Genomic DNA, 24517 nt, shown 5'->3' on the forward strand with positions numbered 1-24517 from the left:
AGGTGAGCATGCGAACGGTAATCTTTGATCTGGATGGAACTTTGGCGGATACATCTGGTGATTTGCTGGCCGCTGCAAACCATTGTTTTCGCGAGATGGGTCATGGGGATGTTCTGTCGCGCGAGCTTGATGCGGCGGTATCGGTACGCGGTGCACGCTTGATGTTGTCCCATGGATTGAAGCGGGTCGGCGCCTATGACGCGGACGTTGTTGAAGCCTATTATCCGGTCTTTTTGGACGTCTATGGGCAGGCGATCGATACGCATACCTATTTCTATCCCGGTGCGCTTGAAGCCGTCGAAGCACTGAAAGATGCAGGTTATGGCGTGGGGATTTGCACCAACAAGCCCGAAGGCCTGGCTGATTTGCTGCTGACCCGGATGGGTGTCCGTGATCACTTTGCTTCACTGATCGGTGCAGACACATTACCGGTGCGGAAACCCGACCCTGAACCGTTACGCGAAGCAGCGCGTCGCGCCGGAGGGCACCCTGACCACTGCGTATTGATCGGCGACTCAGATACCGACCGAAATACGGCGCGGGCTGCGGGAGTGCCGTCGGTACTGGTGACATTCGGCCCGTCGGGCGATGAGATGGCTGCGCTGGAGCCCGAGGCGTTGTTGCATCATTTTGATGATTTACCGAAACTGGTCTCCGATTTGATCGGAGCGGCGGCCTGATCCCTTGACCCGCTTAACACTCAGCATAAAAACGGATTCATGACTGAGACATTCACAGGTAATTTCACCCAGCAAGAACCCATTCCCGAAGAGGCGATCGAGGCCGCCTTGGCCGTTTTGCGCCATGGTCGTTTGCACCGCTACAATGTTGCCCCTGGCGAGTTGAGCGAGACGGCTTTGTTGGAGCAGGAATTCGCCGCCCAGATGGGAGCGAAATACTGTCTGGCGGTCTCGTCGGGTGGCTACGCTCTGGCCACAGCTCTGCGGGCGGTGGGGGTTAAGCCGGGCGATCCGGTTTTGACCAACGCGTTCACTCTGGCCCCGGTGCCCGGGGCGATCGCGTCGGTTGGGGCAAAGCCGGTCTTTGTTGGTGTGACCGAAGCCCTGACCATCGATCTGGATGATCTTGAGGCCAAGCTGGATCAGGCGAAGGTGTTGATGCTGAGCCACATGCGAGGGCATCTATGCGATATGGATCGCCTGATGCAGACGTGTGATGCGGCGGGTGTGATCGTGATCGAAGATTGCGCCCATACCATGGGTGCCGCCTGGCGCGGGCAGCTGTCTGGGCGGCAGGGGGCCATCGGATGTTACTCGTGCCAGACCTATAAACATGTCAATTCGGGCGAGGGCGGGTTGCTGATCACGGATGATCCGGAACTGGCCGCCAAGGCTACGATGTTGTCCGGCTCTTATATGCTTTATGAACGCCATCTGGCCGCGCCTGGGCCGGAGGTGTTCGAGCAGATCAAATACACCACCCCCAATGTCTCGGGCCGGATGGATAATCTGCGTGCGGCGATCCTGCGCCCGCAGTTGCGCGATCTGGACCGGCAGGTGCAGCGCTGGAACGAACGCTATGTTGAGATTGAGCGTGGCCTGCGTGAAACGCCGGGTTTGACGATGGTGGAGCGGCCTGATGCTGAGACCTATGTCGGTTCATCGATACAATTCCTGTTGCTGGACTGGACACCCGAGCGCATTGCCGAGGTAATCCAGCGTTGCGCCGCGCGCGGGGTCGAACTGAAGTGGTTCGGGGGGACTGAACCGTCGGGCTTTACCTCACGCTATGACAGTTGGCGTTATGCCGACAGCGCCCCGATGCCGGTCAGTGATCGGATATTGGCAGGGATCATGGATATGCGCGTTCCACTGACCTTTTCGCTGGAAGATTGTGCCCAAATTGCACGCATTATCCGGGCTGAAGTCAGCGCTGTCTATCAGTCATAGTCCAGCGGAGTGCGCTTTCAGCGCACGCTCGATTTATCTGAAAACGCCGCCCCTTGCCGGGCGGCGTTTTGCGTTGGCCTGCGTGTCGTCATTGACCCGAGGAGGAAACGCTGCTATCTGATTATTGAACGCTTGTTCATTAATGCAATCGGAGGAGCCCTGCATGTTTATGGCCACAATGCAATTCGATCTGGGCGAGGACGTGAACGCCTTGCGTGAGATGGTGCACCGCTGGGCTCAGGAACGGGTCAAGCCGATGGCGGCCGAGATCGACGCGTCCAATGCCTTTCCGAATGAGCTGTGGAAAGAGATGGGTGAGCTTGGTTTGTTGGGCGTCACAGTCCCTGAAGAATATGGCGGGGCCGGTATGTCCTATCTGGCGCATACGGTGGCAGTTGAGGAAGTGGCGCGCGCCTCGGCCTCGGTATCTTTGTCCTATGGCGCGCATTCGAACTTGTGCGTGAACCAGATCAAGTTGAACGGAACAGAAGAGCAGAAGAAAAAATATCTGCCCCGTCTGATTTCGGGTGAACACGTCGGGGCGTTGGCTATGTCCGAGTCCTCGGCTGGGTCGGATGTGGTTTCCATGAAGCTACGTGCAGAAAAGCGAAACGATCACTATCGGCTGAATGGCAACAAATACTGGATCACCAACGGGCCGGATGCAGACACTCTGGTCGTCTATGCCAAGACCGATCCGGACGCCGGGTCAAAGGGGATCACGGCCTTTCTGATCGAGAAAGAGATGACCGGGTTTTCGACTTCGCCTCATTTCGACAAGCTTGGCATGCGCGGCTCGAACACCGCTGAGTTGATCTTTGAAGATGTTGAAGTGCCGTTCGAGAATGTTCTGGGCGAAGAAGGGCGGGGTGTAGCCGTTCTGATGTCCGGTCTGGACTATGAGCGTGTGGTTCTTGCGGGTATTGGAACCGGGATCATGGCCGCCTGCTTGGATGAAGTGATGCCCTATCTGGCCGAGCGTAAGCAGTTCGGAAAACCGATCGGTAGCTTCCAGCTCATGCAAGGCAAGATCGCGGATATGTACACAGCCATGAATTCGGCGCGGGCCTATGTCTACGAAGTTGCCAAGGCATGCGACCGCGGGGATGTAACCCGTCAGGATGCTGCAGCGTGCTGCCTATATGCCTCGGAACAGGCGATGGTGCAGGCGCATCAGGCCGTTCAGGCGTTGGGTGGTGCCGGTTTCCTGTCGGATTCGCCGGTCAGCCGGATTTTCCGAGATGCAAAGCTGATGGAGATCGGCGCGGGCACCAGCGAAATCCGCCGCATGCTGATTGGGCGCGAAATGATGAACGAGATGTTGTGACGGAAAACCCCGCAGTTCATTGAACCACGGGGCTTTTTGCGATTGGATCAGAAACGATGAACGTAGGACAGGCCAATCAGGAACGGGTCGATTTCGGCGGTGCCGATGTCGTTGCCGTCAAGTTTGACGTCCGAGTCGATGTCGAACCAGCGCACGTTCAGACGCACCGCGCCTTTTTCCGTGACCATGTAATCCAGACCGGCCTGCAGAGAAACGCCGAAGGAGTTGTCCAGATCGAGATCGCCCAAAGGCGAGTCTTCCTCGAAGAAGATGGTGTAGTTCAGACCAGCGCCGACATAGGGCTTCCACGCGCTATTGGTCGGGAAGTGATAGTTCAGCGACAGAGTAGGCGGAAGATGCTTGACGCTGCCCGCGTCAACGCTGCCACCGAGAGTGACGTCATGCTTGTAGGGGGTCGAGGCCAAGAGCTCGATCCCGAGATTGTCCTGAACGAAGTATTCGACGGTGAAAATCGGACGGGTGTCCGAGTCGATTTCGGCGTCGAACCCGGCCAGAGTCCCATTGTCGGATTTGGGGTCCAGATAGCCGACACCAACACCGACTGTCCAATCGCCTTGGGATTGGGCGAAGGCTGGGGCAGCCAGAGCGACAAGTGCGGTAGAAAGGGTCAAAGCGGCGAGTTTCTTTGTCATATTCGTGCCTTTGCTTGCGTTGATGCCGATGTTTTGGATGCCGCGGCGCAGAAATGCTCTGATCTGCATCAAACTCCGGAAATTGCTGAAGCGGGGAGGCTAGCTGCAACCGCTAATGAAATAAGGGAAAATCAGCATGCATCCCGCTGAGCGCATACCGGGTTTGCGCGGCGACCAAAGCTGGGCGATGCCTGATCGGCTGAACATGGCGCAGCAATGCCTGTCGCAACAATCCGATCGGGTTGCTTTGCTGGATCTGACCCGGGGCGATCCGAGCGTGGTAACATTTGGCGAACTGGAGCTTATGGTTGATGGCATCGCTCGCGCGTTGATAGCTCGGGTCCAGCCAGGAGACCGGGTTGGCGTCTTGCTCAGCCAGTCGCCGTGGTGTGCCGCCGCGCATCTGGCGATCTGGAAGATCGGCGCGATTTCGGTGCCGTTGTTCAAGCTGTTCAAACACGATGCGCTGGCATCGCGCGTCAGAGATGCAGGTGCGCGGATCGTATTGACCGATGCGGAAGGGTCTGCGTTACTGGGTGAATTGGCCCAACCGCTTTTGGTTGATGAGATTAGGCAGGAAGGGCAACCGGTGCCCTTTGCTGATACCGGCCTCGAGGATCCGGCAGTCCTAATCTACACGTCCGGCACTACTGGCAGCCCCAAGGGTGCGCTGCATGGTCATCGTGTGCTGCTGGGCCACCTGCCGGGCGTCTCGATCAGCCACAACCACCTGCGTGAAGGGGATTGCCTGTGGACGCCAGCAGACTGGGCGTGGATCGGCGGCTTGTTCGACGTTCTGATGCCCGGGCTTGCGCTGGGCGTTCCGGTGGTCGCCACGCGGTTGGACAAATTCACCCCACAGGCCTGCGCCGATGTGATCGCGCGGGCAGGGGTGCGGAACGTCTTCTTTCCGCCGACGGCTTTACGGATGCTCAAAGCTGCGGATCAGTCGATACCGGGATTGCGGTCGGTGGCGTCTGGGGGCGAGCCTTTGGGCGCTGAGATGTTGGCTTGGGGCCAGCAGGCGTTTGGTCTGACGATCAACGAGTTTTATGGCCAGACCGAGTGTAACATGGTCGTATCCTCCTGCGCCGAGGACTTTCCCGTGCAACCCGGCTGTATCGGTAAACCGGTGCCTGGTCATGAGGTGGCGGTAATTGACGATCACGGCCTACCGACGACGGAGGAAGGCGATGTTGCCATCCGGCGCGGTTCGGCCTCAATGCTGCTGGAATACTGGAATAATCCGCAAGCAACGGCTGAGAAATTCCGAGGTGATTGGCTGATCACCGGTGACCGTGGCGTGTGGGTGGGCGATTATCTGCGCTTTGTCGGTCGGGATGATGACGTGATTACCTCGGCAGGTTACCGGATTGGCCCGGCTGAGATCGAGGATTGCCTGCTGACCCATCCGTCAGTGGCAACGGTGGGCGTGGTCGGCAAGCCCGATGAGCTGCGGACCGAGATCGTGAAGGCCTATGTGGTATTGAAGCCGGGGGCTGAGGCGTCGGGCGCTGAGTTGCAGGACTGGGTTAAGGACCGTTTGGCGCAGTATTCCTATCCGCGTGAGGTGTCGTTTCTGGAAGAGTTGCCGATGACGGTGACAGGAAAGGTGATCCGGAAGGAATTGAAGGCGCGGGCTGCAGGGGAGGCAATTACATGATGCGAATTGCACTTGCTGCGATGCTAGCACCATCGCTTGTTTCCGCTCAGGGCGCTTGGGTAGACCAGTCGTATATTCAACAGTGTTTTTCTCAGACGCAGCAGGGCGATAGCATGTCATCATGTCTCGGCGCAGCTGCCAATGCCTGCCAAACGATACCGGGAAATGAAACAACCCTTGGCATCACCGAGTGTATTCAAGCCGAAACCCAAATTTGGGATTCATTTCTAAACGAACAGTATAAACTGCGTCGAGCAGAACTGGCTGAACAAAGTCCCGAACTTTCGGACCAGTTGCGAGATGCTCAACGCGCATGGATCGGGTTTCGGGATGCTGAATGTGCTCTGGCCTACGGCATATGGTCTGATGGAACGATACGCTCGATTGTTGCCGCAAATTGCCTGCTGACCGAAACCGCTGAACGCGCTGTGGAATTGCGCGACTTGGGGAAGATGGAATGAAAATAAAATCCAAAGCCATACCAACCTCTGAGGGGTTTAAGGCGAACCGAGCCGCACATCTGGATGCGCTGGCACATATTACGGATGCCGCCGAAGCGGCCCGCATGGGTGGCGGTGAAAAATCGCGGGCGCGGCATGAATCGCGGGGCAAGATGCTGCCGCGTCGTCGGGTGGCGAACCTGCTCGATCCGGGTTCTCCGTTCTTGGAAATCGGCGCGACGGCGGCACATGGGATGTATGGAGATGCCGCGCCCTGTGCCGGGGTGATCGCGGGGATTGGCCGAGTGCAGGGGCGCGAGGTCATGGTGGTGTGCAACGATGCCACTGTGAAAGGCGGCACATACTATCCGATGACCGTCAAGAAACACCTCCGCGCGCAGGAGATTGCCGAGGAAAACCATCTGCCCTGCATCTATTTGGTCGATAGCGGCGGCGCGAACCTGCCCAATCAGGATGAGGTGTTTCCCGATCGCGATCACTTTGGCCGCATCTTCTACAATCAGGCGCGGATGAGCGCGAAGGGGATCGCTCAGATAGCCGTCGTGATGGGCTCGTGTACGGCAGGCGGGGCCTATGTGCCTGCGATGTCCGATGTCACGATCATCGTAAAAGAACAGGGCACGATCTTTCTGGCCGGACCGCCTTTGGTCAAGGCTGCGACGGGGGAGGTTGTGACAGCCGAAGATCTGGGTGGCGGCGATGTGCATACGCGCCTGTCCGGTGTGGCGGATTATCTGGCCGAGGATGATGCGCATGCGTTGGCCTTGGCTCGGCGGGCCGTCGGGTCGTTGGGGGGTGCCGAGCTGAAGCCTGGCCTACAGTTCGAAACACCGGAAGAGCCTGCCTATGATCCCGAGGAAATTTTGGGCGTAGTTCCCGCCGATCTGCGGACGCCCTATGACATCCGCGAGGTGATTGCGCGGCTGGTCGATGGCTCGCGCTTCGACGAGTTCAAACCGCGATTTGGTGAGACGCTGGTGACCGGATTCGCCCATGTCAAAGGTTGCCCGGTTGGGATCATTGCCAACAATGGCGTACTGTTCTCGGAGGCTGCGCAGAAGGGTGCGCATTTTGTCGAACTGTGTTCGCAGCGCAAAACCCCGCTGGTCTTCCTGCAGAACATCACCGGCTTCATGGTCGGCCGCAAATACGAAAACGAAGGCATCGCGAGGCACGGGGCCAAGATGGTGACGGCGGTGGCGACGACGAGCGTTCCAAAGATCACAATGCTTGTCGGAGGGTCCTTCGGAGCTGGAAACTACGGCATGGCAGGACGCGCCTATCAGCCTCGGTTCCTGTGGACCTGGCCGAATTCGCGCATTTCCGTGATGGGGGGCGAGCAGGCTGCGGGCGTTCTTGCCACCGTCAAGCGTGACGGGATCGAACGACAGGGCGGCACATGGTCCGCCGAGGAAGAGGCTGAATTCAAGCGCCCGACGCTGGACATGTTCGAGGAGCAATCCCACCCGCTTTATGCCTCGGCCCGGCTCTGGGATGACGGCATCATCGACCCGCGCAAAAGCCGCGACGTGCTGGCCCTATCGCTGAGCGCCGCGCTAAACGCCCCGATTGAGGAGACACGTTTCGGCGTGTTCAGGATGTAAGATGAGCGTTTCATTGAATGAAGTAATGGCCCGCTACCCGGGCGCGCAGACCTTCAAGTTTGGAGACAGCGCATCGCTAAGCGCCGAGCTGCTGGCGTTGGTAAGATTAGGCCGAAAAACGGCGACATGTGGTGCTTTGCGAGACTACCCAGAAGGCAGTGCAGATATTCCGGTCGTTGGGCGTCAGGATATTGCACTGGAATGGGATGATCGCCCGGCTTTGGTGATCGAAACGGTCGAGGTCTCGACCTGCCGATATTGCGATGTGACCGAAGACTTTGCGTTGGCCGAGGGTGAGAATGAAACGCTTGAGGGATGGCGCGAGGATCATCGCCGGTATTTCGAACGCAATGGCGGGTTCGATCCCGAGATGGAATTGCTGTGCGAACGCTTCCGCCTTGTCGAAGATCTGGCGGTTAAGGGGTAAGCTATGTTTAACAAAATCCTGATTGCCAACCGCGGCGAGATCGCCTGCCGGGTCATGGAAACTGCTCAGAAGATGGGCGTATCTTGTGTGGCTGTGTATTCGGATGCCGATGCATCGGCCAAGCATGCGCAAATGGCGGATGAAGCGGCGCATATTGGTGGCGCGGCCCCAGCCGAAAGCTATCTGAAGGGTGATGTGATCATTCAGGCGGCGCTGGATACAGGAGCGCAGGCGATCCATCCTGGTTATGGCTTCTTGTCCGAAAACCCGGATTTTGTGGATGCAGTCGAGGCTGCAGGTCTGACCTTCATCGGGCCATCGGCGGACGCGATCCGCAAGATGGGCCTTAAGGATGCAGCCAAGGTATTGATGGAGGACGCAGGAGTTCCCGTCGTCCCCGGCTATCATGGCAACAATCAGGACCCCGAACATCTGGCTGGCGCGGCAGATACCATCGGGTACCCCGTTTTGATCAAGGCCGTTGCAGGTGGTGGTGGCAAGGGGATGCGGCTGGTCGAGGCGCCCGAGGAGTTCTCGGCTGCATTGGACAGCGCGCGCGGTGAGGCAAAGACGGCGTTCGGTAACGATGCTGTACTTGTCGAGAAATTCGTCGCCAAGCCCCGCCATATCGAGGTGCAGGTGTTCGGCGATGGCACCCATGCGGTGCATCTGTTTGAACGCGACTGCTCGTTGCAGCGGCGACATCAGAAAGTGATCGAAGAGGCCCCAGCCCCTGGAATGACTGCCGAGATGCGTGAGGCGATGGGGCAGGCGGGCGTGCGTGCGGCTGAGGCGATTGGATACAAGGGCGCAGGGACGGTTGAGTTCATCGTCGATGCCTCGGACGGGCTACGCCCGGATCGGTTCTGGTTTATGGAGATGAACACGCGCCTGCAAGTCGAGCACCCGGTGACCGAGGCCATTACCGGCGTCGATCTGGTCGAATGGCAGTTGCGCGTAGCAGCGGGTGAAAGCCTGCCGAAGCGGCAGGGCGATTTGTCGATCCGCGGGCATTCCTTTGAGGCGAGGCTTTATGCCGAAGATGTGCCCAAAGGCTTTCTGCCTGCGACGGGTACGCTGACTCATCTACAGTTCCCGGAAGGCTGCCGTGCCGACAGTGGCGTGCGCGCCGGGGATACGATCAGCCCATGGTACGACCCTATGATCGCCAAGGTCGTGGTGCATGGCCCGACACGCGCGGTCGCTTTGGAAAATCTCCACCGGACCTTGCGCCAGACCGAGGTCGCCGGGACTGTCACAAATCTCGCCTTCCTTGGTGCTCTGACGCGGCACAGCGGGTTTGCGTCGGGCGACGTGGATACCGGGCTGATCGGGCGGGATCTTGATGATCTGGTGCAGGAAGCTGGCGCAAGCAACGCTTCGGCAGTGGCTGCGGCGATGACGGCGTTGGGTCTGGCCGAGACGGTCTCTGAAACGGGCTTTACGCTATGGGCACCGTTACATCGCGCTGTGCAGTTACTGCGGGACGGAGAGGTTGTTGATCTGGATGTCCAGGTCGAAGGCCCGGATCGGCAGATTTGGGAGATCGAAGGTGCGCAGCTTGTTGCGCGGCGGCGTGGCGCTGGCTGGACCATCGATGGGACACCCATGCCCAATGTTGTCATGGCCGGGTCACAGGTCACAGTATTCGACGACTATGGGCAGGTATTTGAGGTCATTGACCCTCTGGACCGCGATGCCAGTGCTGCAGGTGACACCAACGTGATCGAGGCGCCGATGCCCGGGCTGGTCAAGGCCGTCTTCGCCTCGGCGGGGCAGGAGGTGAAAGAGGGCGACCGGCTGGCCATTCTGGAAGCCATGAAGATGGAGCATTCTCTATTAGCCGCCCGCGATGGCGTGGTTGCAGAAGTGCTGGCCGAAGCGGGGGCACAGGTCGAGGCAGGTGCGGCGTTGGTTCGGTTGGCCGAGGATTGATCTGTTCGGCCCGTGGATTGCGTGGCAAAGTCGGGCCATCCGCAATTGAAACGATAAGAAACCGGGAAGGGATGCGCTGATGAAAGAACGGGTCGAAATATTCGAGGTCGGGCCACGCGACGGCCTGCAGAACGAACAGCGCGAGATCCCGGTGGCCGAGAAGGTCGCCTTGGTCGATTGCCTCAGCCGGGCCGGTTTCAACCGGATCGAAGTTGCCAGTTTTGTCTCACCGAAATGGGTCCCGCAAATGGCGGGCAGCGGTGAAGTTATGGCTGGAATCACACGGACCGAAGGCGTGCGGTACGCTGCGCTGACGCCGAATATGCGCGGGTATGAGGACGCGTTGGCAGCCAAGGCAGATGAGATCGCGGTGTTTGCTTCGGCGTCCGAGGGATTCTCGAAAGCGAACATAAACGCGACGATTGCCGAATCCATCGAACGGTTTGTGCCCATTCTTGAAGCGGCACGACATATTGATCTGCCCGTCCGGGGCTATGTCTCGTGCGTGACCGACTGTCCCTATGACGGCCCGACCCCACCCGAGAAGGTGGCCGAGGTGGCGGACGCGCTGTTTGCCCATGGCTGCTATGAGATTTCGCTGGGGGACACAATTGGGCAGGGAACGCCGGACAAGATTGCTCATATGCTGCTGGCCGTGCGCGAACGAGTGCCGGTTACCCGGCTTGCAGGACATTTTCATGATACCAACGGGCGGGCAATCGACAACATAGACGCTTCGCTTGCCTTGGGTGTGCGGGTATTTGATACCGCCGTGGGCGGGCTGGGTGGTTGCCCTTATGCGCCGGGTGCGGCCGGTAATGTCGCAACCGAAGCCGTGACCGCACATCTGGAACGGTTGGGATATGAGACCGGTCTGGATGTGCCGGTTCTGGAACAGGCGGCGCGCATGGCGCGGGCAATGCGGGCGGAATAAGATATGTTCGAGACCATTACGCTGAACACAGACGCGCGTGGCGTGGCCACTCTGACGCTGGATCGACCCGAGAAGCACAACGCACTGTCGGCGCAGATGATTGCAGAGCTAACCCAGGCCGCTGGGCAATTGGCAAATGATGATGCGGTGCGGGTGGTGGTTCTGGCCGCCTCGGGCAAGAGCTTTTGCGCCGGGGGAGATCTGGGTTGGATGCAGGCGCAGATGGCTGCCGATCCCGAGACGCGTTTTGCCGAAGCGCGCAAGCTGGCTGAGATGCTGAATGCCTTAAATACGCTGCCCAAACCCTTGATCGGCGCGTTGCAGGGAAACGCGTTTGGTGGTGGTGTTGGGATGGCCTCGGTCTGCGATGTGGCGATCGGCGTGGAAAGCCTGAAGATGGGTCTGACCGAAACGCGGCTTGGCCTGATCCCGGCGACGATTGGACCCTATGTCATTGCCCGAATGGGCGAAGCACGTTCGCGGCGCGTCTTTATGTCTGCCCGCCTGTTCGAAGCGGCGGAAGCGGTCGAACTGGGCCTGTTGACCCGCGCGGTGTCCGCTGTGGCGTTGGCTGACGCGGTCGAAGCTGAAGTGCTTCCCTATCTGTCCTGTGCACCCGGTGCGGTGTCTTCGGCCAAGCAGCTGATCCAGTCACTGGGGCCGCGAATTGATGACGCGGTGATTGACCACACCATTCGACAGCTTGTCGCGCGTTGGGAAACTGATGAGGCGCAAGAGGGAATCGGCGCCTTTTTCGACAAACGAAAACCTGCATGGATTAGTTAGGTTTAGCCGATCACTTTGTTCCAGAAGTGTTCTCCGCAATAGCCCGCTGGATGATTGTAACAATGCCGACCTGCGCGTTTCTGTTCGGTTGACCCTCTGACCCCACAGGGATAGAGAATGTCCAGTCAAATCGCCAATTGACGGCGCACCCTTTCGGGACTTGCGCAGGAAAGGAGCTATACGTGGAAGACCTGCTGCGGGAGTACCTCCCGATTCTGGTGTTTCTGGCCGTTGCCGTAGGCCTTGGAATCGTACTGATTCTGGCTGCTGTGGTCCTGGCTGTCCGCAATCCCGACCCCGAAAAGGTCAGCGCCTATGAATGTGGCTTCAACGCATTCGACGATGCGCGGATGAAGTTTGATGTCCGATTCTATCTGGTCGCGATTCTCTTCATTATCTTTGATCTGGAAATCGCCTTCCTGTTCCCCTGGGCCGTTGGCTTCAAAGACATCAGCGATGTTGGGTTCTGGTCGATGATGGTGTTCCTGGCGGTGCTGACCATCGGCTTTGCCTATGAATGGAAGAAAGGGGCCCTGGAATGGGAGTGATGACGGGCGCAAACACCGCCGGCGTCGACAAGGAAGTCGCCACCCAGGCCCTGAATGCGGAACTGCAGGACAAGGGGTTTCTGCTGACCTCGACCGAGGACATCATCAACTGGGCGCGGACCGGATCCTTGCATTGGATGACCTTTGGTCTGGCCTGCTGCGCGGTTGAGATGATGCACACGTCGATGCCACGGTATGACGCGGAACGGTTCGGAATCGCGCCTCGTGCGTCTCCGCGCCAGTCTGATGTGATGATCGTCGCTGGAACGCTGACCAACAAGATGGCCCCGGCGCTGCGCAAGGTTTATGACCAGATGCCCGAGCCGCGCTATGTGATCTCGATGGGCTCCTGCGCGAATGGCGGTGGGTACTATCACTATTCTTATTCTGTCGTTCGTGGCTGTGACCGGGTTGTTCCGGTGGATATCTACGTGCCCGGCTGCCCTCCAACCGCTGAGGCATTGTTGTATGGACTGATGCAGTTGCAACGCAAAATCCGCCGCACCGGCACGATTGTACGCTAAGGGAGAGGGCAGATGAGCGAAGCACTCAAAGAACTCGGCGCTCAGTTGGAGCTGAAACGTGCAGATTGCGTTCTGGCCTGGGATGTGACCCATGGCGAGCTGAACGTCGATGTGGCTCCTTCGAATCTGGTGGAATTCATTGAGTTTCTCAAAAGTGAGCGGACCTGCCAGTTCTCGACCCTGGTTGACATCACCGGCGTCGACTACCCCGAACGGGCCAAGCGGTTCGATGTGGTCTACCACTTCCTGTCAATGTATCAGAACCAGCGCATTCGCTTGCGAGTCTCGATCCGAGAAGATGACATGGTGCCTTCAATCGTGGACGTGCACCCCTCTGCCAATTGGTTCGAGCGCGAGGTGTTCGACATGTTCGGCATCCTGTTCTCGGGTCATCCAGACTTGCGACGCATCCTTACGGATTATGGTTTCCGCGGCTATCCGCTGCGCAAGGATTTCCCGACCACTGGCTATACTGAAGTCCGCTATGACGAAGCGCAAAAGCGCGTGGTCTACGAACCGGTCTCATTGGTTCAGGAATACCGTCAATTTGATTTCATGTCCCCGTGGGAAGGTGCGAACTACATTCTTCCGGGGGATGAAAAACAGGAGTCGTAAGTCATGGAGTTCCTGATCTGGATTGCCGTCACGGTTGCCACGATTATCCCGATGCTGAAGCTGCTACCGCATTTCGGGATCGAGAAATACTGGGTCGTAGCCTGCGTCATCCCGATTGGAACGCTGATCCTGATTTGGATCATGGCCATGAAACTGCAAGAGATGGAGCGCCGTTGATGGGTCTGGGGGAACTGATTGCGTTGGGGGCGCTTGGGGTTCTGCTGGCTGGGGCCGCTGCCAAGGCAGCTGAGGCGGAAAAGGTCCGGGTACGGGCCGAAGCGAAGAAGAAACGAGGGCGTTGATGGACGGCTCAAGATACGATGACGGCAGCACGGACGCGCTGAGCGGAGAACAGAAGATCCGCAACTTCAACATTAACTTCGGCCCGCAACACCCTGCGGCGCACGGAGTTCTGCGACTTGTGCTTGAGCTGGACGGCGAGATCGTCGAACGTTGCGACCCGCATATCGGCCTATTGCACCGTGGTACCGAAAAGCTGATGGAAAGCCGGACGTATCTGCAGAATCTGCCGTATTTCGACCGTCTTGATTACGTGGCACCGATGAACCAGGAACATGCCTGGTGTCTGGCCATCGAAAAACTGACCGGTGTTGAAGTGCCGCGTCGCGGCTCGCTAATCCGAGTTTTGTATTCCGAGATCGGTCGTATTCTTAACCACCTGCTGAACGTGACTACTCAGGCCATGGACGTTGGCGCGCTGACCCCGCCTCTGTGGGGTTTTGAAGAACGTGAAAAGCTGATGGTGTTCTACGAGCGTGCCTGTGGTGCCCGCCTGCACGCCGCCTATTTCCGCCCCGGAGGCGTGCATCAGGACCTGCCGCCGGAACTGCTGGACGATATCGAGGCTTGGAGCCACGAGTTTCCCGCCGTTCTCGATGACATTGACGGCCTGTTGACCGAAAACCGCATCTTCAAACAGCGCAACGCCGATATTGGAGTCGTGACCGAGGATGACATTCAGAAATACGGCTTCTCGGGCGTAATGGTGCGCGGATCGGGGCTGGCATGGGACCTGCGCCGCGCGCAGCCCTATGAGTGCTATGACGAGTTCGAGTTTCAGATCCCCGTCGGCAAAAACGGCGACTGCTATGACCGCTATCTCGTCCGCATGGAAGAGATGCGCCAGTCGCTGCTGATCATCCGTCAGGCCATCGCCAAAATCCGTGACTGCCCCGGTGACGTTCTGGCACGCGGCAAGATCACCCCGCCGAAACGTTCGGACATGAAGACCTCGATGGAAAGTCTGATCCATCACTTCAAGCTCTATACCGAAGGCTTCCACGTCCCTGCGGGCGAGGTCTATGCCGCTGTCGAAGCCCCCAAGGGTGAGTTCGGCGTCTATTTGGTCGCCGACGGCACCAACAAGCCCTACCGCGCCAAACTCCGCGCGCCGGGTTTCCTGCACCTGCAAGCCATGGACCACGTTGCCGGAGGACACCAACTGGCCGACGTCGCCGCCATCATCGGCACCATGGACGTCGTATTTGGAGAGATTGACCGCTAATGCTCCGCCGTCTTCACCCCGAACAACCCGAAAGCTTTGCCTTTACCGCTGCCAACCAGCAATGGGCCGAAGCGCAGATCACCAAATACCCCGAAGGCCGTCAGGCCAGCGCGGTGATCCCGCTGCTGTGGCGTGCGCAAGAACAAGAGGGCTGGCTGAGCCGTCCGGCGATTGAATCCGTCGCCGACATGCTGGGTATGGCCTATATCCGCGTGCTTGAGGTCGCGTCGTTCTACTTCATGTTCCAGCTGCAGCCGGTTGGATCGGTGGCACATATTCAGGTGTGCGGCACGACATCCTGCATGATCTGCGGGGCCGAGGATCTGATTGCGGTCTGCAAGGAAAAGATCGCGACCAAGCCGCATGAACTGTCTGCTGACGGTAAGCTGAGCTGGGAAGAGGTGGAATGCCTCGGGTCCTGCACCAACGCGCCGATGGCTCAGATCGGCAAGGATTACTACGAAGACCTGACGACCGAGAGCTTTGGTAAGATTCTCGATGATCTGGTGGCGGGCAAAGTGCCTACTCCGGGTCCTCAGAACGGGCGGTACGCGGCGGAACCTTTGAAAGGTCTGACCAGCCTGACGGATTATGACAGCGGCAGAACGCAGTATAACGCAAGCGTGCAGCTTGCGAGCGATCTGGGCGATACAGTCAAGCGCATCGATGGGACCGAGGTTCCAATCCTGACCCCTTGGCTGGGCGAGGATGGAAAAGCGACGGCGGCCAAGGCCGCGCCGAAGCCGCCTAAAGCGCCGGCCCCGGCGAAGCCAGCGGTGAAACAGGCTGCTGAGGCGAAAGCGGCGAAAGAGGATCAACCGGAAACGCTGAGCAGTGCGCGCGATGGCAAGCCCGATGATCTGAAGATGCTGAAGGGTGTGGGTCCGAAGCTGGAAGAGACCCTGAACGAGTTGGGCTTTTACCACTATGACCAGATCGCTGCATGGACACCCGAGCAAGTGGCCTGGGTGGATGCGCGCCTGAAATTCAAAGGCCGGATCGAGCGGGACGGGTGGATCGAACAAGCCGCGAAACTGGCCGCAGGTGAAGAGACCGATTTCGCCAAACGTGCCAAGGAAGACGGCACATACGAAGACTAAACGGGTGCCCGTTCGGGGCATCAGGATGAGATGGATACGGATAAGGAACTGGCCATAGCCCGCAAGGGCCGACATATCGGCATCGTCATCGCCGTGACGATGGTGGTTTGGCTTGGCATGACCTTGTTCATCGGCCCAGCAATCGGATTGCCGGGGCGCTACGCGCTGCTGTTTGATTTCGCCGCTCTGGCCGGATTCATCTATGCGGGCGTCAACATATTTCAACTCTGGCGCATGCGTCAGGACAGCCAAAGGTAACACGCGATGCTGAAGGATCAGGACAGGATCTTTACCAACATCTACGGGATGCATGAGCGCACGTTGAAAGGCGCGCAGGCCCGCGGGCATTGGGACGGCACCGCTGGCCTGATCGAGAAAGGCCGCGACTGGATCATCCAGACAATGAAAGACTCAGGTCTGCGCGGCCGTGGTGGTGCGGGTTTCCCGACCGGTCTGAAATGGTCTTTTATGCCCAAGGAAAGCGATGGTCGCCCGGCTTATCTGGTGGTGAACGCGGATGAATCCGAACCCGGGACGTGCAAAGACCGCGAGATTATGCGTCATGATCCGCACACGCTGATCGAGGGGTGCCTGATCGCGTCTTTCGCAATGAACGCGCATACTTGCTACATCTACCTGCGCGGCGAATACATCCGCGAGCGTGAGGCTCTGCAGGCGGCGATTGACGAAGCCTATGACGCGGGTCTGCTCGGGAAGAATGCTGCTGGTTCCGGCTGGGATTTCGACCTGTTCCTGCATCACGGCGCTGGGGCTTATATCTGCGGCGAGGAAACTGCTCTGATCGAAAGCCTTGAGGGCAAGAAGGGTATGCCGCGCATGAAGCCTCCGTTTCCGGCGGGTGCGGGTCTTTATGGTTGCCCGACCACGGTGAACAATGTGGAATCGATTGCCGTTGTGCCCACGATTCTGCGGCGTGGTGCCGACTGGTTCGCAGGCTTTGGCCGTCAGAACAACGCGGGCACCAAGCTGTTTGCGATCTCGGGCCATGTGAACAACCCCTGTGTCGTCGAAGAGGCGATGTCGATCTCCTTCGAAGAGCTGATTGAAACCCATTGCGGCGGCATTCGTGGCGGCTGGGACAATCTGCTGGCGGTAATACCCGGCGGGTCTTCGGTGCCATGCGTGCGCGGTGAGAACATGCGCGACGCGATCATGGATTTTGACTATCTGCGCGGAGAACTGGGCTCGGGTCTGGGCACGGCAGCGGTCATCGTGATGGACAGGTCCACCGACATCATCAAGGCAATCTGGCGGTTGTCGAAGTTCTACAAGCACGAAAGCTGCGGCCAGTGTACGCCGTGTCGCGAAGGTACCGGTTGGATGATGCGCGTGATGGATCGTCTTGTACGCGGTGAAGCCGAACTGGAAGAGATCGACATGCTGTTTGACGTCACCAAACAGGTTGAAGGCCACACGATCTGCGCTCTTGGCGATGCGGCGGCCTGGCCGATCCAAGGTCTGATCCGCAATTTCCGAGAAGAAATAGAGGACCGCATCAAGGCCCAGAAATCGGGCCGCATGGGTGCGATGGCAGCGGAGTAAGACCGATGGAAGCCTATGCCGAATATTCCCACGCGATCGCCGCTTTGGTGATCTTTACCCTGATCGTTCTGTTCATGTCGCCGTTCTCGGCGCTTGCAAAAGCGGGCAAGGGGCTGGCACCGGGTGCCACTCCGGATCAGGATTATTCGGACAGGGCCTATCGTTTGAACCGCGCTTATCTGAACGGCACTGAAACTCTGCCTGCCTTTTTGACTGTTACAGTCGCGGCGATCCTGTTGGGGGCCAGCCCGTTCTGGGTGAACCTGCTGGCCTCAATAGCGCTGCTGGCGCGGGTTGTTATGTTGGTGATTCACCTGCGCGGGATCGGCAAGCCGCATAGCGGGGTCCGGTCTGTTGCTTATGTGGTTGGATGGGCCTGCATGTTCATTCTTGGCCTTATTGCGTTGGTGGCCGCGTTTTGATCCAGCCCGAAGGATATCATCTGGCCGAGTTGAATGTCGGCCGTTTGTTGGCGCCAACAGACGATCCGCGCGTGGCTGAATTCATGGCCAACCTGGATCGCGTCAACGGGCTTGGTAAGCGGATGTCCGGCTTTGTCTGGATGATGGAAGGGTCCGGAGAACCGGGAACAGGCAACACCGAAAACAGCATCGGGGATGATCCGCAATTCGTCGCGAACCTGACGGTTTGGGAAGACGTCGCCAGCCTTGAGAAATTTGTTTGGGGGACTATCCACAAACAGTTCTACGAGCGTCGGCAAGAGTGGTTCGAAATCCTTGGCGAACAACATTTTGTCATGTGGTGGGTGCGGGAAGGGCATTGCCCCAGTTTGGCCGAAGCGCTGGATCGTCTGGAAAAGCTGCGCTCGGAAGGACCCAGCGAGCATGCCTTTGGGTGGGCAGAATTGAAACAGGCCAGCAAGTGGCGCGACAATCGTTGCGTACAGGTCGCGGCGGAGTGAACGGGATGTTGATTCATACGCTTTCTCCTGCGCATCAGCGGATGCCACAAGCGCCAGCCACGAAACAGGAGTGGTCATGATGGCGAAGCGCGTATTTGTAATGACAATGGTATTGGTGGGAAGCTTACTTGTATCTGCCTGCGGTACAGCGAAATCGAGGGCGACCCGCGTGGCGTTTGACGGCATTTTCTTCAACGCCAACGCTAAACACGTGGATAAGAAGACGACGCCTACCGATTTCACTGTGACTGTGAATGGCGTTTCGCAGTCATTGGAAGGCGCACGCGAAGCAGGCCGTTATGAGGGCACAAAATTCTGCATTCAGAATTTTGGATCGTCCAGAATTGTATGGAAGGTTGGGCCGGAGACCGAGCCGCAAAATCTACGGATCGAAAACGATAAGCTGACATATGCCGGAAGCTGTCAGCGACCATGAGCCACCGTATCGCATATCACGGCAAAACCCATGGGCTGTTATTGCATAGCAGCCCGGCTGACCGCCGTCTTGGGAATCCCAAGACGAAAGGAAATGTCATGACTGTTGTACGACTTCTGGCCGCGATTTGCGCGATTTCGATGCCTGTAATGGCCGAAGCCAAACCACCCTTGAGGGATATCAAAGAGATCGACAACGAACTCTACTACATCGCGATCGCAAATGAGATTTCGGAGTACTGTCCGTCGATCAGCGGGCGTCGACTTAAGGCGATTGGGGTGATGTGGGATCTGCGGTCCAAGGCGAACAAACTGGGATATTCGGACAAGGAAATCCGCGCCTATGTGGACTCGGATACCGAGAAAGACAGGATGCGCGCCAAAGGTGAGGCGTATCTGATCCAAAACGGCGTGTCTTATGAAAATCCCAATTCTTTCTGCACGTTAGGGCGGAAAGAGATTGAAAGAAACAGCGCCATAGGCGTGTATTTGAGGGCGAACTAGCGATGTCTGACCTCCGCAAAGTCAATATCGACGGGCAGGAAATCGAAGTCGATGGCGCGATGACACTGATCCAGGCCTGCGAGCAGGCCGGGGTCGAGGTGCCGCGCTTTTGCTATCACGAGCGTCTGTCGATTGCCGGGAACTGCCGGATGTGTCTGGTCGAGGTCGTGGGCGGCCCGCCGAAACCGGCGGCCTCCTGCGCGATGCAGGTGCGCGATCTGCGTCCGGGTCCGGAAGGGCAGGCACCGGTGGTCAAGACGAACTCGCCCATGGTCAAGAAGGCCCGCGAAGGGGTGATGGAGTTTCTGCTGATCAACCACCCGCTGGATTGCCCGATCTGCGATCAGGGCGGTGAGTGTGACCTGCAGGATCAGGCCATGGCCTATGGTCTGTCAGGGACGCGCTTCAAAGAAGCCAAGCGTGCCGTGGATGATCTGGACCTTGGTCCGCTGGTTGGCACCGCGATGACTCGCTGCATCAGTTGTACTCGTTGCGTGCGCTTCACCACAGAGGTCGCCGGGATCACCCAGATGGGTCAGACCGGACGCGGCGAAGATGCCGAGATCACCTCGTACCTGAACCAGACGCTGGATTCGAACCTGCAGGGCAACATCATCGATCTGTGCCCGGTAGGGGCGTTGACCTCGAAGCCATATGCATTCACCGCTCGCCCTTGGGAACTGACCAAAACCGAGAGTATCGACGTGATGGACGCTTTGGGCTCAAGCATCCGTGTAGATACCAAAGGGCGTGAAGTGATGCGCTTTCTGCCGCGCAACCATGACGGTGTGAACGAGGAATGGATCAGCGACAAGACCCGCTTTGTCTGGGACGGCTTACGGCGTCAGCGACTGGACAGGCCTTATGTGCGCGAAAACGGCAAGCTGCGTCCTGCCACATGGCCAGAAGCACTGAACAAAGCTGCTGAGGTTCTTAAGGGGGCCGAGAAACCGGCTGGGATCGTAGGTGATCTGGCTTCGGTTGAGGCCATCTATGCGCTGAAACAGATGATCGAAGGGCAAGGCGGTATCGTTGAGTGCCGCACCGACGGCGCCAAACTGCCTGCGGGTAACCGAGCAGCCTATGCCGGGACCGCGGCAATCGAAGATATTGATGCAGCTGAACGTATCCTGTTGATCGGGACCAACCCGCGTGACGAGGCTCCGGTTTTGAATGCTCGTATCCGCAAGGCCTGGGCACACGGCGCCGAGGTGGCCTTGGTCGGGCCTGCCGTCGATCTGACCTATGAGTATCACCATGTAGGCAGCGACCGTGCCGCGCTGCAGACCATCGTTGATATGGGTGGTGATGATGAGATCAAGAGCAAGCGCTCTCTTGTCATCGTCGGGCAGGGCGCGCTACAGGAGGCCGATGGCTCTGCCGTTCTGGCCGCCGCGCAAGCCATTGCAAGCAATACCGAAAGTGGGCTGATCGTTCTGCACACCGCGGCATCGCGCGTAGGTGCGATGGATGTGGATGCGACCAACGAAAGTGGCATGGAGGCGGTCAACGCGGCCGATGTGATCTATAACCTCGGTGCTGACGAAGTCGAGATCGGCGAGGGTGCTTTTGTGATCTATCAGGGCAGTCACGGCGATCGTGGCGCGCACCGCGCAGATGTGATCCTGCCGGGGGCGGCTTACACAGAAGAAAACGGTCTGTTCGTGAACACCGAAGGGCGTCCTCAACTCGCCATGCGCGCAGGCTTTGCACCGGGAGAGGCCAAGGAAAACTGGGCAATCCTAAGGGCGTTGTCTGCCGAGCTGGGGGCTACTCTGCCCTACGATACATTGGCTCAGTTGCGCACCTCCTTGCTCGAATCTGTTCCGCATCTGGCGCGCATTGATGAGGTGATTGAGAATGAAGCAGCGGCGCTACAAGCCGGAAAATTGGGAGAAGCCAGCTTCCGCAATGCAATCAAGGATTTCTACCTGACCAACCCGATTGCCCGCGCCTCGCAATTGATGGCCGAACTATCGGCACAGGCGCAGACCCGCAAGACTGAGAAGATTGCGGCTGAATGAACCAGAAACGTTTCATATCGCAGACGTACGCGGTGCCCGGGTGGCAGATAGCCGCGCCGGATTTGCGTGTGAAATTGAAGATTAAGGGTGGCGTACAGACGGCAGATGCTGTTTACACCAACGCGCCGACCCAGCCGCAGATTGCGCAGGCATCTGGCCTTTGCATCGCACGCGGAAATCAAAATACCCACGGTGTGAGGACCAATGGCTGACTTCTTTAACACCCCAGGCGGAATAGCCATCATCATTCTGGCGCAAGTGCTTGCTGTTGTTGCGTTCGTGATGATCTCGCTGTTGTTCCTCGTTTACGGCGACCGCAAGATCTGGGCCGCCGTCCAGATGCGTCGCGGCCCCAACGTTGTCGGCGTATACGGCCTGCTGCAATCGGTGGCGGACGCACTGAAATATGTGGTGAAAGAGGTCGTCATTCCCGCAGGTGCCGACCGTACAGTGTTTATCCTCGCACCATTGACCAGTTTTGTCCTCGCGATGATCGCCTGGGCGGTGATCCCGTTCAACGATGGCTGGGTCCTGTCGGACATCAACGTCGCCATCCTCTATGTCTTCGCAGTCTCATCGCTTGAGGTTTATGGCGTGATTATGGGTGGTTGGGCGTCGAACTCAAAGTATCCATTCCTTGGGTCGCTGCGCTCTGCCGCGCAGATGATTTCATACGAGGTATCCATCGGTCTGATCATCATCGGCATCATCATCTCGACCGGTTCGATGAACTTTGGTGATATCGTCCGCGCACAGGATGGCTCGTTCGGGTTCTTCAGCTGGTACTGGCTGCCGCATTTCCCGATGGTGTTCCTGTTTTTCATCTCGGCATTGGCTGAAACCAACCGGCCACCTTTCGATCTGCCCGAGGCGGAATCGGAACTGGTTGCAGGCTATCAGGTCGAATACTCGGCCACGCCTTTCCTGCTTTTCATGGCTGGTGAATACATCGCCATCTTCCTGATGTGTGCTCTGACCACACTGCTGTTCTTTGGCGGCTGGCTGTCCCCGATCCCAGGCCTGCCTGACGGCGTATTGTGGATGGTTGCCAAGATGGCGTTCTTCTTCTTCATCTTCGCGATGGTCAAGGCGATCACACCCCGCTACCGCTATGACCAGTTGATGCGCCTGGGTTGGAAAGTGTTCTTGCCGTTCAGCCTCGTCTGGGTCGTCTTCGTGGCCTTCGCGGCGAAATTCGACTGGTTCTGGGGCGCGTTTGCCCGTTGGAGCGTAGGAGGCTGATATGACTCAAATCGACTACACCCGCGCCGCCAAGTATTTCCTGCTGCAGGACTTCTGGGTCGGAATGAAATTGGGCTTGAAATACTTCTTCGCCCCAAAAGCCACCGTGAACTACCCGCATGAAAAGGGGCCCTTGTCCCCGCGGTTCCGGGGTGAACATGCCCTGCGCCGTTATCCGAACGGTGAGGAACGCTGCATCGCCTGCAAACTGTGCGAAGCGATCTGTCCTGCACAAGCCATCACCATCGATGCCGAGCCGCGCGAAGACGGAAGCCGCCGCACCACGCGCTATGACATCGACATGACCAAATGCATCTATTGCGGTTTCTGCCAGGAGGCATGTCCGGTTGATGCCATCGTCGAGGGCCCGAATTTCGAATTCGCCACCGAAACCCGGGAAGAGTTGTTCTACGACAAGCAGAAACTGCTGGATAATGGCGAACGCTGGGAAGCCGAAATCGCTCGCAATCTGGAAATGGACGCGCCGTACAGATGAGTGACAGTCCGACAAATCCGTTCGAGCTGATGATGAAGCAAGCTCAGGACATGGCCAAGGCGATGAACCCGGCGATGGAAAATTTCTCGCCCAAAGGGTTCGAGGCGCTGTGGCCAACCATGCCGAAAGAGGTCATGGAGATGATGTTCGGCAATACCGTCAACAAGGACGGGCTGGACGCCAAAACGCGCCTGCTGCTGACGCTGGCTGGGCTGACCTGTCAGGGCGCTCAGGCGGACTCGGCGGTGCGTCAGACCGTGCGCCACGCGCTGGAAGCTGGCGCCAAGAAACAAGAGATCGTGGAAACGATCGGTCAGATGTCGGTCTTTGCCGGCATCCCGGCCATGACCCGTGCGCTGGATCTGGCGCAAGAGGTCATGGGTGATAACGAGGATGAGGATCAATGACCGTCTTTGCCTTCTATCTGTTTGCCATCAGCGCCATCACCGGCGGGCTGTTCACGGTGATCAGCCGCCAGCCGGTGCATTCGGTGCTGTGGCTGATCCTGTCCTTTCTGTCCTCTGCGGGCCTGTTCGTGCTGCTGGGGGCCGAGTTCGTGGCGATGCTGCTGATTATCGTTTATGTCGGCGCGGTTGCGGTTCTGTTCCTCTTCGTGGTGATGATGCTGGATGTGGATTTTGCCGAGCTGAAGGCCGAGATGGCGCGCTACATGCCGCTGGCGCTGTTGATCGGATTGGTGATCCTGATGCAGTTCGTCATGGCCATCGGAGCATGGGACAGCGCGCAGGGTGCCGCCGCCAATCTGGCGCAGCCGGTACCGAGCGACCGCCACAACACTGAGGCGCTCGGCGTCATTCTATACGATCAATACTTCCTTCTGTTCCAACTGGCGGGCCTGATCCTGCTGGTGGCCATGATCGGTGCCATTGTGCTGACACTGCGCCACCGTCAGGACATCAAGCGTCAGGACATCATCGGCCAGATGATGCGCGACCCGGCCAAAGCGATGGAGTTGAAGGACGTGAAACCGGGGCAGGGACTTTGAGACGATGATCGGACTTGAACACTATCTTACGGTCGCGGCGACGCTATTCGTCATCGGCATCTTCGGTCTCTTCCTGAACCGCAAGAACGTCATCATCCTGCTGATGAGCATCGAGTTGATGCTGCTGGCGGTGAATATCAACCTCGTGGCGTTCTCTAGTTTCCTCGGCGATCTGGTCGGGCAGGTCTTTACGCTGTTCGTGTTGACAGTTGCGGCGGCTGAGGCGGCGATTGGCCTTGCCATTCTGGTCTGCTTCTTCCGCAACCGTGGCACCATCGCGGTTGAAGACGTCAATATGATGAAGGGGTAAGAG

The 24517-nt window shown here is 58.4% G+C and carries 31 protein-coding genes; 30 read left to right on the forward strand and 1 reads right to left on the reverse strand.

Translation table 11 applies throughout. From position 1 onward, the window contains the following. Positions 1-8 precede the first annotated feature (8 nt). The 3 genes from ACR0A1_RS01510 to ACR0A1_RS01520 all read left to right on the forward strand — a co-directional run bounded on the left by ACR0A1_RS01510 (position 9) and on the right by ACR0A1_RS01520 (position 3237). The gene (locus ACR0A1_RS01510) at positions 9-680 is read left to right on the forward strand and encodes an HAD-IA family hydrolase (protein ID WP_480865957.1); all 672 of its coding nucleotides are present in this window, start codon (positions 9-11) and stop codon (positions 678-680) included. A 39-nt stretch (positions 681-719) separates the two neighbouring features. Further along, positions 720-1910, forward strand: coding sequence for a DegT/DnrJ/EryC1/StrS family aminotransferase (locus ACR0A1_RS01515; protein WP_480865959.1), 1191 nt, complete (start codon positions 720-722; stop codon positions 1908-1910). A gap of 163 nt (positions 1911-2073) precedes the next feature. Then, entirely contained in the window at positions 2074-3237 is a 1164-nt protein-coding gene (locus ACR0A1_RS01520; RefSeq protein ID WP_223117768.1) for an isovaleryl-CoA dehydrogenase, read from the forward strand. A gap of 47 nt (positions 3238-3284) precedes the next feature. Here the strand turns inward: ACR0A1_RS01520 and ACR0A1_RS01525 are convergent, their stop codons facing one another. Next, complete coding sequence (locus tag ACR0A1_RS01525) at positions 3285-3890, reverse strand: OmpW/AlkL family protein (protein WP_170404039.1); 606 nt, start codon at positions 3888-3890, stop codon at positions 3285-3287. Positions 3891-4026: 136 nt separating this feature from the next. On the opposite strand from ACR0A1_RS01525, the gene ACR0A1_RS01530 reads away from it, so the two are divergent. The 27 genes from ACR0A1_RS01530 to nuoK all read left to right on the forward strand — a co-directional run bounded on the left by ACR0A1_RS01530 (position 4027) and on the right by nuoK (position 24514). Beyond that, on the forward strand, positions 4027-5553 hold the full coding sequence (locus tag ACR0A1_RS01530) for an AMP-binding protein (RefSeq protein WP_480865962.1): 1527 nt from the start codon (positions 4027-4029) through the stop codon (positions 5551-5553). Continuing rightward, positions 5550-6014, forward strand: a complete 465-nt coding sequence (locus tag ACR0A1_RS01535) for a lysozyme inhibitor LprI family protein (protein WP_170466002.1) — start codon at positions 5550-5552, stop codon at positions 6012-6014. The genes ACR0A1_RS01530 and ACR0A1_RS01535 overlap by 4 nt, the downstream gene beginning before the upstream one ends. Further along, a complete protein-coding gene (locus ACR0A1_RS01540; protein WP_480865964.1) occupies positions 6011-7618 on the forward strand; it encodes a carboxyl transferase domain-containing protein in 1608 nt (535 codons plus the stop codon). The genes ACR0A1_RS01535 and ACR0A1_RS01540 overlap by 4 nt, the downstream gene beginning before the upstream one ends. Before the next feature lies 1 nt (position 7619). Further along, positions 7620-8045 (forward strand): ASCH domain-containing protein, encoded by a 426-nt coding sequence (locus ACR0A1_RS01545; RefSeq protein WP_170511216.1) that lies wholly within the window; start codon positions 7620-7622, stop codon positions 8043-8045. A gap of 3 nt (positions 8046-8048) precedes the next feature. Beyond that, complete coding sequence (locus tag ACR0A1_RS01550; RefSeq protein ID WP_480865966.1) at positions 8049-9980, forward strand: acetyl/propionyl/methylcrotonyl-CoA carboxylase subunit alpha; 1932 nt, start codon at positions 8049-8051, stop codon at positions 9978-9980. 79 nt (positions 9981-10059) lie between these two features. Then, positions 10060-10914: a hydroxymethylglutaryl-CoA lyase gene (locus ACR0A1_RS01555; RefSeq protein WP_170397063.1), complete on the forward strand. Its 855-nt coding sequence runs from the start codon at positions 10060-10062 to the stop codon at positions 10912-10914. 3 nt (positions 10915-10917) lie between these two features. Beyond that, positions 10918-11700 (forward strand): crotonase/enoyl-CoA hydratase family protein, encoded by a 783-nt coding sequence (locus ACR0A1_RS01560; RefSeq protein WP_480865968.1) that lies wholly within the window; start codon positions 10918-10920, stop codon positions 11698-11700. Between the two features lie 182 nt (positions 11701-11882). After that, on the forward strand, positions 11883-12248 hold the full coding sequence (locus ACR0A1_RS01565; RefSeq protein ID WP_010442778.1) for an NADH-quinone oxidoreductase subunit A: 366 nt from the start codon (positions 11883-11885) through the stop codon (positions 12246-12248). Next, entirely contained in the window at positions 12239-12772 is a 534-nt protein-coding gene (locus ACR0A1_RS01570) for a NuoB/complex I 20 kDa subunit family protein (protein WP_010442777.1), read from the forward strand. Before ACR0A1_RS01565 ends, ACR0A1_RS01570 begins: the two co-directional genes overlap by 10 nt. Before the next feature lie 12 nt (positions 12773-12784). Continuing rightward, positions 12785-13387, forward strand: coding sequence for an NADH-quinone oxidoreductase subunit C (locus ACR0A1_RS01575; protein ID WP_170511208.1), 603 nt, complete (start codon positions 12785-12787; stop codon positions 13385-13387). A 3-nt stretch (positions 13388-13390) separates the two neighbouring features. Then, on the forward strand, positions 13391-13564 hold the full coding sequence (locus tag ACR0A1_RS01580) for a hypothetical protein (RefSeq protein ID WP_170397057.1): 174 nt from the start codon (positions 13391-13393) through the stop codon (positions 13562-13564). Continuing rightward, a complete protein-coding gene (locus ACR0A1_RS01585) occupies positions 13564-13689 on the forward strand; it encodes a hypothetical protein (RefSeq protein ID WP_010442774.1) in 126 nt (41 codons plus the stop codon). The genes ACR0A1_RS01580 and ACR0A1_RS01585 overlap by 1 nt, the downstream gene beginning before the upstream one ends. Beyond that, on the forward strand, positions 13689-14912 hold the full coding sequence (locus ACR0A1_RS01590) for an NADH-quinone oxidoreductase subunit D (protein ID WP_010442773.1): 1224 nt from the start codon (positions 13689-13691) through the stop codon (positions 14910-14912). The genes ACR0A1_RS01585 and ACR0A1_RS01590 overlap by 1 nt, the downstream gene beginning before the upstream one ends. Beyond that, positions 14912-16012: an NADH-quinone oxidoreductase subunit NuoE gene (nuoE, locus tag ACR0A1_RS01595; protein ID WP_170511206.1), complete on the forward strand. Its 1101-nt coding sequence runs from the start codon at positions 14912-14914 to the stop codon at positions 16010-16012. Before ACR0A1_RS01590 ends, nuoE begins: the two co-directional genes overlap by 1 nt. Positions 16013-16042: 30 nt before the next feature. Further along, the gene (locus ACR0A1_RS01600) at positions 16043-16270 is read left to right on the forward strand and encodes a DUF5337 domain-containing protein (protein WP_480865971.1); all 228 of its coding nucleotides are present in this window, start codon (positions 16043-16045) and stop codon (positions 16268-16270) included. Positions 16271-16276: 6 nt separating this feature from the next. Continuing rightward, entirely contained in the window at positions 16277-17575 is a 1299-nt protein-coding gene (nuoF, locus tag ACR0A1_RS01605; protein ID WP_170403997.1) for an NADH-quinone oxidoreductase subunit NuoF, read from the forward strand. 5 nt (positions 17576-17580) lie between these two features. Further along, positions 17581-17997: an MAPEG family protein gene (locus ACR0A1_RS01610; protein ID WP_170647694.1), complete on the forward strand. Its 417-nt coding sequence runs from the start codon at positions 17581-17583 to the stop codon at positions 17995-17997. After that, entirely contained in the window at positions 17994-18497 is a 504-nt protein-coding gene (locus ACR0A1_RS01615) for a DUF3291 domain-containing protein (RefSeq protein ID WP_170403991.1), read from the forward strand. Before ACR0A1_RS01610 ends, ACR0A1_RS01615 begins: the two co-directional genes overlap by 4 nt. Before the next feature lie 76 nt (positions 18498-18573). Beyond that, a complete protein-coding gene (locus ACR0A1_RS01620) occupies positions 18574-18933 on the forward strand; it encodes a hypothetical protein (protein ID WP_170403988.1) in 360 nt (119 codons plus the stop codon). 98 nt (positions 18934-19031) lie between these two features. Further along, positions 19032-19436, forward strand: coding sequence for a DUF5333 domain-containing protein (locus tag ACR0A1_RS01625; RefSeq protein ID WP_480865974.1), 405 nt, complete (start codon positions 19032-19034; stop codon positions 19434-19436). Positions 19437-19438: 2 nt separating this feature from the next. Beyond that, the gene (gene nuoG / locus ACR0A1_RS01630) at positions 19439-21460 is read left to right on the forward strand and encodes an NADH-quinone oxidoreductase subunit NuoG (protein ID WP_223117776.1); all 2022 of its coding nucleotides are present in this window, start codon (positions 19439-19441) and stop codon (positions 21458-21460) included. After that, positions 21457-21672: a hypothetical protein gene (locus tag ACR0A1_RS01635; RefSeq protein WP_170424099.1), complete on the forward strand. Its 216-nt coding sequence runs from the start codon at positions 21457-21459 to the stop codon at positions 21670-21672. The genes nuoG and ACR0A1_RS01635 overlap by 4 nt, the downstream gene beginning before the upstream one ends. Next, on the forward strand, positions 21665-22702 hold the full coding sequence (gene nuoH, locus ACR0A1_RS01640) for an NADH-quinone oxidoreductase subunit NuoH (RefSeq protein ID WP_039534288.1): 1038 nt from the start codon (positions 21665-21667) through the stop codon (positions 22700-22702). Before ACR0A1_RS01635 ends, nuoH begins: the two co-directional genes overlap by 8 nt. A gap of 1 nt (position 22703) precedes the next feature. Beyond that, positions 22704-23198 (forward strand): NADH-quinone oxidoreductase subunit NuoI, encoded by a 495-nt coding sequence (nuoI, locus tag ACR0A1_RS01645; RefSeq protein ID WP_170397042.1) that lies wholly within the window; start codon positions 22704-22706, stop codon positions 23196-23198. After that, a complete protein-coding gene (locus ACR0A1_RS01650) occupies positions 23195-23605 on the forward strand; it encodes a carboxymuconolactone decarboxylase family protein (RefSeq protein WP_010442761.1) in 411 nt (136 codons plus the stop codon). The genes nuoI and ACR0A1_RS01650 overlap by 4 nt, the downstream gene beginning before the upstream one ends. Further along, positions 23602-24204: an NADH-quinone oxidoreductase subunit J gene (locus ACR0A1_RS01655; protein WP_170397038.1), complete on the forward strand. Its 603-nt coding sequence runs from the start codon at positions 23602-23604 to the stop codon at positions 24202-24204. Before ACR0A1_RS01650 ends, ACR0A1_RS01655 begins: the two co-directional genes overlap by 4 nt. Before the next feature lie 4 nt (positions 24205-24208). After that, entirely contained in the window at positions 24209-24514 is a 306-nt protein-coding gene (nuoK, locus tag ACR0A1_RS01660; protein ID WP_005984024.1) for an NADH-quinone oxidoreductase subunit NuoK, read from the forward strand. Positions 24515-24517 lie beyond the last annotated feature (3 nt).

The organism is Ruegeria sp. D6, from assembly GCF_056534365.1.